Source organism: Streptomyces sp. NPDC104202, from assembly GCF_055584185.1.
In genome coordinates this window covers 101,152-114,063 of the sequence record NZ_JBVJMN010000014.1, presented here as the reverse complement: position 1 = coordinate 114,063, position 12,912 = coordinate 101,152, and the positions used below count along the sequence as shown (strand labels likewise).

The window sequence follows — 12,912 nt, the reverse complement described above, 5'->3', positions numbered from 1 at the left end:
AACCCGTAAACCCCCTCGATCTGACGTTATGTCAATTGTTATCGCAGGGACACCTCGCGACTACGCCCGGTGACGGGGCCGCCCAGGCGGCACCACCGGCATGGTCCGGCGACGCTCCGGCTGGCCCTCGGCGGGCCTGCTCACCGCGAGCAGCGCCATGTCGTCCGTCGACCGCCCGCCGGTGTGCAGCCGCACGTCCCCCACCAGCGCGTCGAGCAGTTCCTCGGGTCCCGGGAAGATCCGGCCGGCGAGCCGCTCCGCGGGGTCGTAGAAGACGCCCTCCGCGTCCCGCGCCTCCGACAGGCCGTCGGTGTAGAAGAGCAGGGTCGCGCCCGGCGGGTAGGGCCGCGCCTCCGCGCGGTCCGGCCACGCCGCCAGGTCCCCCATGCCGAGCGGCAGCGCCGGGTCCACCGGGTCCAGCAGGTCGAGCCGGCCGTCCGCGTGCAGCATCAGCGGGGGCGGGTGCCCGCGGTTCACCAGCCGGACGAAGCCGCCGAAGGTGCCGGTGCCGTCGGCGCGCGGGATCTCGGCGAGGACCGCGGTGGTGAACCCCTCGAAGGCGTCGAGTCCGTGGCGCCGCATGCCCTCCCGGGCCAGGGCCCGTTCGAGCCGCTGCGCCACGCCCTCCAGCGTCCGCTCCTGCTCGGCCGCCTCGCGGAAGGCCCCGATGACGACGGCGACGGCCTCGACCGCCTCCAGCCCCTTGCCGCGGACGTCCCCGAGCACGAGCCGCACCCCGTGCGGGGTGTCCTGCACGGCGAACAGGTCGCCGCCGATGAACGCGTCCGCCTGCGCCGCCTCGTACCGGGCCGCGCACTGCAGCCCGCCGATCCGTTCGGCGGGCATCGGCAGCACCGCCTTCTGCGCGGTCTCCGCGATGACCCGGGCCGAGGCGAGCCGTTCGCCACTGCGGCGCACCACCCGGTTGATGAGGAGGGCCAGCGCCGAGACGGTGAGGACGGTGAGCGTCTCGGTCAGCCCCGGGATGTCGCTCGCGGTGTCGTTGTAGAGGTGCAGCCCGAGGGAGGCGAGGACGGCGGCGATCCCGGTCAGCAGGGTCGTCAGCGTGGAGAAGAACGGCGCGGCGATCAGCGGGGCGGCGGAGAAGAGCGGGGACGCGGTGTACGAGGCGGGGGTCGCCACGTCGTAGGCGACGCCCCCCGCGATGACCAGCGGCGGCAGCGCCCGGATGAACCGCCGGGCACCGCCGTACGCCAGGCCGTCGTCATCCTCGCGCCGCCCGTCGCCCGTCTCGCCCTGAGGGTGCCCCACCTGTGCTCTCCTGCCCGGTCGGCCGCCCGCGGTCCGTACCGCGCCCTCCCAGGGTGGCCGCCGCCGCACCGGCGGGCGACCCCGTGCGGCCGACTGGCGTAGGCCGCACGCGATCGCCCCTCGGTCCCCTCCCTCCTCAGTCACCGCCCCCTCGGTCCCCGGCCGCCTCCGCGAGCCGGCCGCCCCGCGCCAGCAGCGCCATGGCCGCCGCGCACCCCAGCCCCACCGCGCACAGCGCGAGCCACGGGGCCGCCGACCAGCCGGTCACGTCGAGCAGCGCGCCCGTCCCCAGGTTCCCGAGGGTGATCCCGACCCCGCACACGGTGTTGTAGAGCCCGTAGTGGGTGGCCACCCAGCGCCCCCGGGACAGGGCCACGACGGTGTCCATCTCGTACGGGTAGAGCACCGCGTTGGCGACGGCCAGGACCGCCGCGCACACCAGCAGCCCGGCCGCGCCCCGCCCCAGGGCCGCCGGGGCGAGGAAGGCCGCGCCCATCAGGGCGAGCCCGAGGACCAGGCACCGCTCCCGGCTCAGCCGGCGCCGGCACCAGGCCGTGATCCGCAGCTGCCCGGCGAGCGCGACCAGCGCCGAGACGACGAACAGCGCCGTGGTGAGCGCCGTGCCGTCCGCCGCGAGCGGCAGCGCCAGATAGACCTGGAAGGACAGCACGTACGAGCCGGTCATGGCGAGCGAGAAGAACCAGAACGTCCGGTGGGACAGCACCGTGCGGAACTGCCCCCGCGCCCCCGCGCCCCGGGCGGCCGGGGCGCCGGCCCGTTCGGGCAGGTGCCGCAGCTGTACGACGGTCAGGCCCGCGAACAGCACCGCCGCCACCGTGCACGTCAGCCGGAACGACACCCCCGTCAGGGCCACCCCGACGAGCGGCCCGAGCAGGATGCCCGCCTGGTAGTGGACGTTGAACAGGGCGAACGCCTCCACCCGCCGCTCCTCACCGGCCTCGGCGGCCAGACAGGCCCGCACGGCCGGGTTGAACAGCGCCCCCGCGAGCCCGGTCGCCAGCGAGGCGGCGACCAGCATCGGCAGCGACTGCGCGAAGGCCAGCGCCCCGAAGCCGGCCGTCCGCAGCGCGCAGCCGGCCACGATCAGCGGCTTGAAGCCGAGCCGGTCGGCCAGCGCCCCGCCGACGAGGAACATGCCCTGCTGGGAGAGGTTCCGGGCGCCCAGGACCAGGCCGACCGCCCAGGCCGCCATCCCGAGCCCGTCGGCGAGGTGCGCCGCCAGGTACGGCATCAGCATGTAGAAGCCGAGGTTGATGGTCAGCTGGTTGGCGAAGAGCAGCCGTACGGCGGGCGGGAAGGTGCGGCTCTGCCGCCACACGCCGCCGCGGGCGGCGGGCGCCGCGCTCGTCGCGGTCAACGGACCCGCCCCAGCACCTTGCGCGTCCAGCCGTCCACCCGCGCGCCGGGTTCGTACGCCGCGGGTTCCTCCCGCACCGGCCCGTCGAGCAGCCCGTGCGCCGCGCAGAACTCGTCGTTGAAGACGGTGTCGAAGTACCGCTGCGGCCCGTCGGGGAAGACGGCCGCGATACGGGTCCCCCGCGGCCGGGTCCTGGCCAGCCAGGCGGCGACCAGCGCGACCGCCCCCACGCTCCAGCCGCCCGTCGCGAACTGGCGCGCGGCCAGGCGCCGGGCGGACCGCACGGCCTCCGCGGGCCCGACCCAGTGGACCTCGTCGAAGGCCGCGTGGTCGACGTTGGCCGGGTGGATGGACGAGCCGAGGCCGCGCATCAGCCGCTCCCCGGCCGGCAGGCCGAAGACGGTGGAGCCGACGGAGTCCACGCCGACGAGCTCCAGGGCGGGGCTGCCGGTGGCGCGCAGCGCACGGGAGATGCCGGCCGAGTGGCCGCCGGTGCCGACCGCGCAGACCAGCACGTCGATCCGGTCGAGCCGGCCGGAGAGTTCGGCGGCCAGTCCCGCGTAGGCGTCGGGGTTGTCGGGGTTCCCGTACTGGTCGGGCCACCAGGCGCCGTCCAGGCTCAGCAGCAGTTCGGAGACCCGGTCCATCCGGGCCTGCTGCCAGCCGCCGCGCGGGCTCGGCCGGGAGACGACGTGGACCTTGGCGCCGTGGGCGACGAGCAGCCGCTCGACGAGCGGTTCGAGGCCGGGGTCGGTGACGACGTGCACGGGGTGCCCGTACAGGACCCCGGCGAGCGCCAGACCGAGACCCAGGGTCCCGGAGGTCGACTCGACGATCGGGGCGCCGGGCCGCAGCTCCCCGCGGCGCCGGGCCTGCTCGACCATGTAGAGGGCGGTGCGGTCCTTGATGCCGCCGAAGTTGAAGCCTTCGAGCTTGGCCCAGTAGCCGTCGTCGGTCCGGAGGACGGGGGTGTTGCCGACGGTCTGGCCGCCGGCGGGCAGGGGCACGGTGGTGCCGGAGAGCAGATTGCTCATGGAGAGGTGTCCTTGAGGTGGTGCACGGAAGGGAGCCTGGCCACGCGTGTGCGGGACGCGGCTCAGTTCCGGTCCACCCCGAGGGCGATCAGCAGACGGCCCGGCTCGGGCCCGGGCCCCGCCCGGCCCCGGACGCAGCGCGCGCGGGGATCGGTGCGGAGGTCCGCCGTGTACGACAGGGGTACGGCTCCGCCCGCGTCCGGCGCTCCGGGCTGCGGGGCGGCGGCCTGCGCGGGCAGGTGGGCGTCGAAGGACCACGCGTCGCCGGACCGCTCGCAGCCGTGCGGGAACACGGGGGCGGAGGCGGTCGCCGTGCCGGTGGGAGGCAGCGTGTGCCCGTGGGAGCCGTGGCAGACGCTCACGAGCAGGGCGACGAGGGCGAGCAGGACGAGCACGGCGGGCGCCCGCCGGCTCACGTCACTCACGCGCTCGTCACTCATCGTGTGCGTGACACTACGGTGGGCTGTCCCGCGCCCGCAAAGAGGCGGACCCCGTTTCGGCCACCGCGTCCGACGGGAGGGTCCCCGGGGACCCGGCGGGCCTTTCCGGAGGCCCTGGGCGGTGCCTCTCCTCTAGAGGTTCCGCTCCGCGTAGATCGCCAGCGCGTCCCGCACGAGGACGGCGGTGCCCTCGCCGTGCCGGTCGTAGTTCGCGGTGAAGCGCGGGTCGTCGACGTACATCCGGCCGAGACCGGTCACGTACTCCCGGCTCGGCGTCGTGGTGGCCGACAGCCAGACGACCTGGCGGCGCGCGATGTCCTGCACCTCCTCGCTGCCGGGGGCCAGGCCGGCCTGCGCCGCCCTGCCGAAGTCGCGGGCGATGCCGTCCTGTTCCTCCATGAAGGCCCGCTTCTGGGCGGCGTCGAGCGAACGCCACCAGCGGTCGCCCTTCTCGTACGCCTCGCGGCCCCAGCGTTCGGTGACCTCCTGCTCGTAGGTCGTGTGGTCGAAGCCGTCGAAGACTTCCTCGGCCATGAGTTCCTCTCCCTTCTCCGTCTTGTCGAGGGTGGTCCGCACCGACGCGATCACGCGTCCGATGCGCTCGCGCTCCTGCTCCAGGAGGGCGAGGTGCGTCCGCAGGGCGGCGGAGGCGTCCCGCTGCCCCGCCAGGACCTCGGCGATGGCGGGCAGCGAGAGCCCCAGCTCCCGCAGCAGCAGGATGCGCTGCAGCCTGACCAGCGCCTCCTGGTCGTAGTACCGGTAACCGTTGGCGCCGACGCGGCTCGGCTCCAGCAGTCCGCGTTCCCCGTAGTACCGGAGAGTGCGGCTGGTGGTGCCGGCCATCCTGGCGATCTCCTGGATCGACCACTCCATGCCGGAAACGCTAGATGTTGACGCAGCGGCAAGGTCAAACGCGCGCCGCGACCGGCGGAACCCGCGCAACGACACGGGAGAGGACGCCGGAGGGGACGCCGGAAACGACGAAGACCCGGATCCAGGAGGATCCGGGTCTTCGTACTGAGTAGCGGGGACAGGATTTGAACCTGCGACCTCTGGGTTATGAGCCCAGCGAGCTACCGAGCTGCTCCACCCCGCGTCGGTGAACACGACTCTACGCCATGACCGGGGCGATCACGAAATCGGTTGTCGTCAGCAGCCGCAGTCGTCGGAGTCGACCGGCGCCGTCAGCGGGTCCGCGGGCTTCTCCTCGCGCCCCTCCCAGGTCTCGTACGCGAAGCCCTCGCGCACCCAGTACTCGAAGCCGCCGAGCATCTCCTTCACCTGGAAGCCCCGCTCCGCGAGGGCCAGCGCGGCGCGGGTGGCACCGTTGCAGCCCGGCCCCCAGCAGTAGGTGACGACCGGCACGGAGCGGTCGAGGAGCCGGTCCGCCTGCTCGGGGATGAGCGCGGTCGGCAGGTGGATCGCGCCGGGGACGTGCCCCTGGTCCCAGGAGGCCGTCGAGCGGGAGTCGATCACCACGAAGCCCGGGTCGGTGCCGTCGGCGGCCGAGGCGGCCAGCACCGAGGCCACGTCGGAGACGTCGGCGTGGAAGGCCAGGCTCGCCGAGAAGTAGGCGGCCGCCGCGGCCGGCGTGGCCGGCGGGGTGCGGAGAACGGGGTTGACCTGCGTCGTTGTCGTCGTCATGGTGATCAATCTACGGACGACGATCACCGGGATGAAGGCCGGATCCACGGTGGTCGAGGGCTTCGACCGGGGAATCCCGGGCGTTGTCCGCGAGACGGCGGGGATCTCACGTACCGGAACCACACGACCCACCCGGACCCCCTCCGCTCGTGTCACATGGACAGGGTTTCATCCGTCATGAGGGCATGACGGCACGCGAAGGGGGAGATCGACGAGTGGACGCCGACAAGGAACTTCTGGCCCGGCGCTTCGAGGCCGACCGGAACCACCTGCGGGCGGTGGCCTACCGGATGCTGGGCTCGCTGAGCGAGGCCGAGGACGCCGTCCAGGAAGCCTGGTTCAAACTCAGCCGGGCCGACGTCAGCGAGGTGGAGAACCTGAGCGGCTGGCTGACCACCGTCGTCGGCCGCGTCTGCCTGGACATGCTGCGCTCGCGCGGATCGCGCCGCGAGGACCCGCTGGAGTACCACGTCCCCGACCCGGTGGTCCGCGTCGCCGACACCACCGACCCCGAGCACGCCGCCGAGCTCACCGAGTCGGTCGGCCTGGCGCTCCTCATCGTCCTGGAGACGCTCTCCCCCGCCGAACGGCTCGCGTTCGTCCTCCACGACATGTTCGCCGTCTCCTTCGACGAGATCGCGCAGATCGTGGACCGGACCCCGGCAGCGACCCGGCAGCTCGCCAGCCGGGCCCGCCGCCGCGTGCAGGACGCCTCCCCCGCCCCCGGGCCCGACGTCCGGAGGCAGCGGGAGATCGCCGACGCCTTCCTCGCCGCCGCCAACGGCGGCGACTTCGAGGGGCTCCTCGCCGTCCTCGACCCCGACGTGGTGCTGCGCGCCGACGGCGGCAGGCTCCTCGCCGGCACCTCCCGGCTCGTCCGGGGCGCCGAGGCCGTCATCTCCCAGGCCCTGCTGTACGCCAAGTTCCGCCAGGCCTACCTGCCGGTCGTCGCCAACGGGGCGCCGGCGTTCCTGTCGGTCGTCGACGGACGCCCGGGCGCGCTCATGTCCTTCACCGTCGCGGGCGACCGCATCGTCGGCCTGGAGATCCTCGCCGACCCCGACCGCCTCGCCGCCCTCGGCCTCACCGAGGAGGAACTGGCCCGCGCCGCCTACTGATCCCCGGGCCCGGCGGGCGGGGACTCACCGGTCCCCGGCCGCCGGCCAGGACGCGCTCGCCGCCAGCGCGACCACGGCGCTCGCGACGCCGAGGACCGCACCCGCGGCCACGTCGCCCGGGTAGTGCACACCGGTGTGCACCCGGGAGTAGCCCACCGCCCCCGCCAGCACCCCGAGGGGCACCGCGGCGGCCGGCAGCACCGTGCCCACGGCGGTGGCGAAGGCGACCGCCGACGCAGTGTGCCCGGACGGGAACGACGCCGAGTCGGGCATCCGGACGTGCCGGGCCACCACCACGCGGGCCGCCTCCCGGTCGGGCCGCTGCCGGCGCACCAGCCGCTTGCCCAGCAGGTTGGCCGAGGCCGACGCCACCGCGATCGCCCCCACGCCGACCAGCGCCGCCCGGCGCGGCCGGCCCGGCAGGCACGCGAGCGCCGCCGCCACGGTGAACGAGATCTTCGAGTGGTCGGCCGTCCGGGAGAGCCGGCGCAGCCCGCTGTCGAGCGTGGGCGTGGGCGTGGCGGCCACCGCCGCGTACACGGCGCCGTCGACCGCGTTGAGGTCCCGGATCACGTCCCGGAGGGTGCCTGTCCTGGTCGTCGAGCTCATGTGCTGTTCCTTCGGAAGTCACGGAGGGTCGAGGGGAAGTGGTCGGGGAAGGCGAGCGCGGTGATCCGCCGCCAGTCCAGCGGGCGGCTCGCCGGGGGCGAACCCGGCCGGTGACGGGGCACCAGGACCCTGAGGGCCCTGGGCCGGAGGGTGCAGACCACCGGGGTGGGCATGACGAGCGCCTCGCCGTCGACGGCCACGGAGATGGACCCGGTGTCGAGGTCGGTCTCGGTCACCAGGGCCGAGGACGGCCAGGCGAACGGCGCGCCGGCCTCGGCGGGGGCCGGCGTCCGGCCGGTGACCTCGACACGGCCGGCCGTCATGACGTTGAGTCCGGCCGACTGCGTGCCGCGCACGACGAGGTCGGCGGCGTCCGCGGCCCCGTCCACCCGCACGGCGATCACGCCGAGCTCACCGCCGTCGAGCCGGGGCCTGCGGGCCGCCGCGCCCCCGAAGGGATCCGGGGCCGCGTACGGGTTGTTGCTGACGAGCAGCGCCTGCTGCGCGGGCAGCCGGACGGCGTCGGCGGTCGCGTCGAGACGCGCGCCCTGACCGCCCTGGAGCAGGTCGGGCAGCACGTCGAGCGCGGTGCCCGCCTTCGCGTCGCGGTACTCGGCGCGCTGCACGACGTCCGCGTACACGCCGAAGGAGACGGTGTTGACGAAGGGCCGGCCGGAGACCGAGCCCAGGTCGACCCGGAGCTCCTCCCCGTCGGACAGGGCGTCCAGGCAGGTCGCCGGGTCCTCGCGGTCCAGCCCCAGGTCGAGGGCGAAGTGGTTGCGGGTGCCCGCCGAGATGACCAGGAACGGCAGGTCGTGCTCGGCCGCCACCGCGGCGACCAGCGCCTGCGTGCCGTCGCCGCCGGCCACTCCGAGCAGATCGGCGCCGTCCGCGACGGCCTCCCGGGCGAGGGCGGCGACATCCGTCTCGACGGACGGGTCGATCAGGACGACCCGGGCGCCCAGCTTCTCCGCGCGCTCCACCAGCCCGAACCGGCCGACCTTCCCGCCCCCGGACTTCGGGTTCATGATCAGCACCGGTCTGCGGGGACGGGACCGACGTCTGACCCGTGTCCCGTCGGTCCGCGACCGTTCCCCGCGCCGCTGCTCGGGGAGCCGCTGCGCCTCCCGCGCGCAGCCCACCGCCACGCCCCACAGGCACAGGGCGAGCAGCGCGTTCAGCGCCAGCCCCCAGACGACGTACAGGGTGAGCACCACCACCGGCGCCCCGGCGGCGAGCAGCGCGCCGAACACCCGCACCGCGCCGCGGTGCGCGAGGAACCACCAGATCCCCGCCGCCGACGCCACGAGCCCGAGGAGCCCGCTCACCAGGATGAGCAGCCCGCCCGCCCCGAACCCCGTCAGCAGCAGCACGACCGCGGCGGCCGCCGCCGCCAGCGCGCACCGCGCCAGGACCCGCGCCGTCCCCATCGGATCGCCGGCCTCGTCCACCGTCTCCGTCACCGTCCCCACCTCCACGCTCCGCGCCGGGCGCTCCACCGTCCAGACTCACTCACGCTTTCCCACCCCGCGCCCCCTGACGATCCGTTCGCCGGAAAAGTTCCGGACCACGAAAGCGCCCCGCCCGGTCGGGACCGGGCGGGGCGCTTTCGGCGGGGAAGGTCTTCCCGCCGTAGGTAGGCCGTGTGGGACTCGAACCCACAACCAATGGATTAAAAGTCCACTGCTCTGCCAATTGAGCTAACGGCCCGTGGACAAGCACACCCGTGCAGCATAGCCGGAGAGATCCCCGGAACCGATCGGGTATCCGACACCGGCCGCGCCGCGCCCGCCGGCCGCGACGGCCGCGAGGCCCGGCCGTGGTGGCCGGACCTCGCGGGGGAGAAGGGGACGGAAGGGCGGCGGCGAGGGTCAGGACAGGGACGTGTAGACGTTCCAGCCGGCGCCCATCGGGGCGCGGGAGGCGTAGGAGCCGGAGCCGTTGCCGAAGTAGGCGTAGAGCTTGCCGGCCGTGTCGCGGGCCGCGAGTTCGGGACGTCCGTCGCCGGAGAGGTCGCCGACGCCGACGAGGGAGGTGAAGCCGCTCCAGCCGGCGCCGAGCCGGACGCGGGCCGTCACCCCGCCGGTGGCGGTGCCGTAGTAGCGCCACATGACGCCGGCCGCGTCCACGCCCAGCAGGTCGCTCCGGCCGTCGCCGTTCAGGTCTCCGGCGCCGACGAGCTTCTTGTACAGCTTCCAGTTCGTGCCGAAACGCACCCGGTTCTTCATCCGGTGGTCGGCGGTGCCGGCGTAGAAGTACATGTCGCCGGTGGTCGTCTGGCGGGCGATCAGGTCGGTGAAGCCGTCGCCGTTCACGTCGCCGGGGGAGGTGAGGACGTCGTACTGGCCCCAGCCCGCGCCGATCGCCGTGTACGGCGAGGAGGCGGAGACCACCTTGCCGCAGCCCGGGCGATAGGCCCGCAGCTGGTCGCCGACGCGGGCGAGGACGTCGGCGCAGCCGTCGCCGTCGGTGTCGCCGAACGGCACCAGGACGGTCGTGGCGGGGAACTTCGCGCCCGTTCCCGCGATCCGGCCCGACAGGCCGCCGAAGCCGGTGCCCCGGTACATCGAGACGAGGCCCGCGGGGTCCATCGCCAGGAGGTCGGCCTGACCGTCGCCGGTGAGGTCGCGCCACGCGGGCCGGCCGCCGGAGAGGGTGACGGTGCCGGAGGCGACGAGGTCACGGCCCTGGCCGTCCGCCGTGTTCGCCGTCAGGTCCCAGGTGTAGGGCCCGTTGGGCAGGGCCTTGCCCGCCACCGTGCGGCCGTCCCACGCGACGTCGATCCGGCCGCGCGTCTCGCCGCCGCCGAAGGTGCGGACGGCGGCGCCGGAGTACAGGTCGCGGAGCGTCAGCTGCCAGATCGACGCGGGCTTGGAGAGCGTCCAGGACGCCTTCCAGCCCGTCTTCGCCGACGCGGTCGCGGGAGCGGTCGCCGACGCGGCGGTGAGGTCGGAGGCGGGCACGCCCGTCCAGACCGCGTGGACCCGGTTCCCGGCGTCCTTGTAGGCGACGGCACCGCCGAACCGGTCCACGGTCCAGCCCTGCCGGCGGCTGCCGGACACCGGCGTGGTGTCGTCCAGGATCCGCGCCTTCGCCGTACCGCCGGAGAAGTCGACGACCCGCAGGTACTGGCTCGACTGGTCGACGTAGTAGCCGTCGCCGAGCAGCCCGCCGTTGCCGTACGAGCGGGGCAGCGCGATCCGCGCGCCGCTCCTCAGGTCGACGACGCCCTGTGTGGCGTACTGCCCGCAGGCCCAGTACAGCCAGCGGCCGCCGGCCGTCTGCAGCTCCGTCAGCGGGCAGCCGGCGCCGGTCGCCACCTTGCCGAGGTCCTTGCCGGTCGCCAGGTCCTTGCGGGCGACCTCGCCGACCGTCGCGGTGCCGGTGAACAGCGTGTCGCCCCACAGGGCGACGGCGGTCTGCTGCTGCCGCGACACGACCGTCGCGGCCTCCGTGTTCACGACGACCGTCTCGCCGTCGGCGACGAGCTGGCCGGGGAAGGAGGGCCGGCCGCTCTGGAAGACGGCCCAGCGGCCGAAGGCGTCCTCGATCCGGCCGTCCTTGTCGAGGGTCACCTTCGTCGTCCGGCCGGCGGCGTCCCGGGTGACGACCGCCCGCGCGGTGTACGGGATCCGGGGGTAGGAGACCGTGCGGCCGTCGCCGGTGGCGAAGAGCGGGGAGGAGTTCCACTCGGCGTTCGCGTCGACGCCCTGCCACACCGGCGCGGACTGCCCGGTGTGGAGCGGGCCCACGGGAAGCGTCCGGCCGTAGAGGCCGGGCCCGCTCGGGCCGTCGTACTCCAGGGTGGTGAGCCGGCCCGCGCCGAGCGCGAGCGCGTCGACCTTCGCCGGCAGCGGCTCCAGCCGGCGCAGCTTCTCCACCGCGAGCGTGCCGCCCTTGCCCGGGACGACCTTGAGGAGGGACCAGTCCGTGGCGGAGGTGCCGCCGACGACCGCCGCGCCCGAACCGTCGCCGATCTGGGTGATCTCCGCCTCGACCCTGTCCAGGAGCGGCTGCGCCGCGCCCGTCGGGGAGAGCGCGACGAGACGGCGGCGCAGCGCCGCGTCCGTGCCCGACACGTCGTCGACGGCGAGGACCCGGTCGCCGACGAGCCCGATGCGGCGGAGCGACAGGCCCTCCGGCAGCGGGTAGGTCGTCTCGGGCCCGTTCAGGTCGGCCAGGTCGCGGATGTGGACCGTGCGGGCGGTGTCGACCCAGGCGATCCGGTCCCCGGTCACCGCCACCGGCCCGGTGAGCACGTCGAGCGACGGGGTGGCCGAGGCGATCACCCGCATCTCCCCGGTCCGCAGGTCGACGACGCCGAGGTGGGTGAAGTCGTATCCGGCGGACGCCGAGAAGCGGATCACGGCCGTGGCGCCGTCGCCCGCGACGAGCCGCGCCGTGTGCAGGTCGGCGTCCCCGGGCCAGCCGGTGACCGGGACCGTCGTCCCGTCGGCGACGCGGCGGAGGAAGTAGCCGGTGGTGGTGGCGTACGACGAGCCGGCCTCGTACTGCTGGAAGAGCAGCGTCTCGCCGAGGACGCCCCGGAAGCTCGTGTCCGCGGGCATCTCCAGCGGCTGCTCCGCGCCGGTGACCACGTCACGGAGGTAGTGGGTGCCGATGCCGCGCTGGAGGTAGACGTACCGGCCGCCGGTGCCGCGCTCGGCGAAGGCGTCGTTGCCGCTGCCGTACCCCAGGGGGACGGTCGTCCCGGTCGCGAAGTCGGTCCACTCCCCCTCTTCTCCGAAGTGCTCGTCGGAGTCCTCCGTGCGGTGCGCGTAGCCCGTGGGCCCGACCGCGAGGACGGTCTCGTGCCGGGGCACACCCCGCCAGTTCGGGGTGATGTCCAGCTGGTCGATGCCCACGACCGGCGAGGCCGTCGCGGACGGCGAGAGGCCGATCCCGGAGGCGAGCAGTGCGGTGGCGAGAACGGCGATACGCGCGCGGGGGTGCCGCGCGCGTGCGAAACGAGACAAAGAGAGGTCCCTCCCCAGGGCAACCTGACGCTGGAAGTCGGGGAGAGGTCTCCGCCGGCCCCCCGGCCGGCTCCCCTCACCCGCGTCGACCGGTCGAGCGTATCCGGTCGGGCGGCGGCGCGAGCGGGCGCACCGGGGCCGGGCCGCCGGAAGCTCCGGAAAAACGGGCCGGGCCCGTACGACGGTGTGTCGTACGGGCCCGGCTCGTGGTGATCAGTCGGCGTCAGCCGTTGCGCTTCCAGCGCGGCTTGTCGTCGCGACGGCCGAAGGAGCCGCCGGTCGAGCCGGTGCCGCGGTGGTCGTCACGGCGGCCGAAGGGGCGGTCGCCGCCACCGGAGCGGAAGCCGCCGGAGGGACGGTCGTCACGACGGTCGCGGTTGAACGGACGGTCGCTGCCGCGGTGGCCGCCGGAGGGACGGTCGTTGTCGCGACGCTCGAAGG

Annotated in this window: 10 protein-coding genes, 2 tRNA genes and 1 pseudogene; 1 reads left to right on the top strand and 12 read right to left on the bottom strand. The window is 74.6% G+C overall.

The window, feature by feature from the left end; all coding sequences use genetic code 11:
- Positions 1-60: 60 nt before the first annotated feature.
- The 7 genes from ACZ60W_RS12750 to ACZ60W_RS12720 all read right to left on the bottom strand — a co-directional run bounded on the left by ACZ60W_RS12750 (position 61) and on the right by ACZ60W_RS12720 (position 5,768).
- The gene (locus ACZ60W_RS12750; RefSeq protein WP_469755334.1) at positions 61-1,272 is read right to left on the bottom strand and encodes a PP2C family protein-serine/threonine phosphatase; all 1,212 of its coding nucleotides are present in this window, start codon (positions 1,270-1,272) and stop codon (positions 61-63) included.
- A gap of 136 nt (positions 1,273-1,408) precedes the next feature.
- Positions 1,409-2,650 carry an MFS transporter gene (locus ACZ60W_RS12745; RefSeq protein ID WP_469755333.1) on the bottom strand — a complete coding sequence of 414 codons (1,242 nt, stop codon included), beginning with the start codon at positions 2,648-2,650 and terminating at the stop codon, positions 1,409-1,411.
- Positions 2,647-3,684 (bottom strand): PLP-dependent cysteine synthase family protein, encoded by a 1,038-nt coding sequence (locus tag ACZ60W_RS12740; RefSeq protein ID WP_469755332.1) that lies wholly within the window; start codon positions 3,682-3,684, stop codon positions 2,647-2,649. Before ACZ60W_RS12740 ends, ACZ60W_RS12745 begins: the two co-directional genes overlap by 4 nt.
- A 62-nt stretch (positions 3,685-3,746) precedes the next feature.
- Positions 3,747-4,109 (bottom strand): hypothetical protein, encoded by a 363-nt coding sequence (locus ACZ60W_RS12735; RefSeq protein ID WP_469755331.1) that lies wholly within the window; start codon positions 4,107-4,109, stop codon positions 3,747-3,749.
- Between the two features lie 147 nt (positions 4,110-4,256).
- On the bottom strand, positions 4,257-4,997 hold the full coding sequence (locus tag ACZ60W_RS12730) for a MerR family transcriptional regulator (protein WP_469755330.1): 741 nt from the start codon (positions 4,995-4,997) through the stop codon (positions 4,257-4,259).
- A gap of 149 nt (positions 4,998-5,146) precedes the next feature.
- Positions 5,147-5,220 (bottom strand) — tRNA-Met (locus ACZ60W_RS12725).
- Between the two features lie 53 nt (positions 5,221-5,273).
- Positions 5,274-5,768, bottom strand: coding sequence for a rhodanese-like domain-containing protein (locus ACZ60W_RS12720; protein WP_469755329.1), 495 nt, complete (start codon positions 5,766-5,768; stop codon positions 5,274-5,276).
- A 185-nt stretch (positions 5,769-5,953) separates the two neighbouring features.
- On the opposite strand from ACZ60W_RS12720, the gene ACZ60W_RS12715 reads away from it, so the two are divergent.
- The gene (locus ACZ60W_RS12715; protein WP_469755328.1) at positions 5,954-6,886 is read left to right on the top strand and encodes a sigma-70 family RNA polymerase sigma factor; all 933 of its coding nucleotides are present in this window, start codon (positions 5,954-5,956) and stop codon (positions 6,884-6,886) included.
- Positions 6,887-6,910: 24 nt separating this feature from the next.
- Here the strand turns inward: ACZ60W_RS12715 and ACZ60W_RS12710 are convergent, their stop codons facing one another.
- From ACZ60W_RS12710 to ACZ60W_RS12690, 5 genes and pseudogenes are all read right to left on the bottom strand, one after another.
- A complete protein-coding gene (locus ACZ60W_RS12710; protein ID WP_469755327.1) occupies positions 6,911-7,495 on the bottom strand; it encodes a phosphatase PAP2 family protein in 585 nt (194 codons plus the stop codon).
- Positions 7,492-8,925, bottom strand: a complete 1,434-nt coding sequence (locus tag ACZ60W_RS12705) for a diacylglycerol/lipid kinase family protein (protein WP_469755352.1) — start codon at positions 8,923-8,925, stop codon at positions 7,492-7,494. Before ACZ60W_RS12705 ends, ACZ60W_RS12710 begins: the two co-directional genes overlap by 4 nt.
- 207 nt (positions 8,926-9,132) lie before the next feature.
- Positions 9,133-9,205 (bottom strand) — tRNA-Lys (locus ACZ60W_RS12700).
- Between the two features lie 161 nt (positions 9,206-9,366).
- Entirely contained in the window at positions 9,367-12,471 is a 3,105-nt protein-coding gene (locus tag ACZ60W_RS12695) for an FG-GAP-like repeat-containing protein (RefSeq protein WP_469755326.1), read from the bottom strand.
- A 223-nt stretch (positions 12,472-12,694) separates the two neighbouring features.
- A pseudogene (locus tag ACZ60W_RS12690) lies at positions 12,695-12,912 on the bottom strand (DEAD/DEAH box helicase); the annotation flags it as partial.

Coding starts and splice junctions, on each gene's coding strand:
- ACZ60W_RS12730 (WP_469755330.1), bottom strand. CDS start 4,997: ATGGAGTGGTCGATCCAGGAGATCGCCAGGATGGCCGGCACCACCAGC.
- ACZ60W_RS12720 (WP_469755329.1), bottom strand. CDS start 5,768: ATGACGACGACAACGACGCAGGTCAACCCCGTTCTCCGCACCCCGCCG.
- ACZ60W_RS12740 (WP_469755332.1), bottom strand. CDS start 3,684: ATGAGCAATCTGCTCTCCGGCACCACCGTGCCCCTGCCCGCCGGCGGC.
- ACZ60W_RS12705 (WP_469755352.1), bottom strand. CDS start 8,925: ATGGGGACGGCGCGGGTCCTGGCGCGGTGCGCGCTGGCGGCGGCGGCC.
- ACZ60W_RS12710 (WP_469755327.1), bottom strand. CDS start 7,495: ATGAGCTCGACGACCAGGACAGGCACCCTCCGGGACGTGATCCGGGAC.
- ACZ60W_RS12715 (WP_469755328.1), top strand. CDS start 5,954: ATGACGGCACGCGAAGGGGGAGATCGACGAGTGGACGCCGACAAGGAA.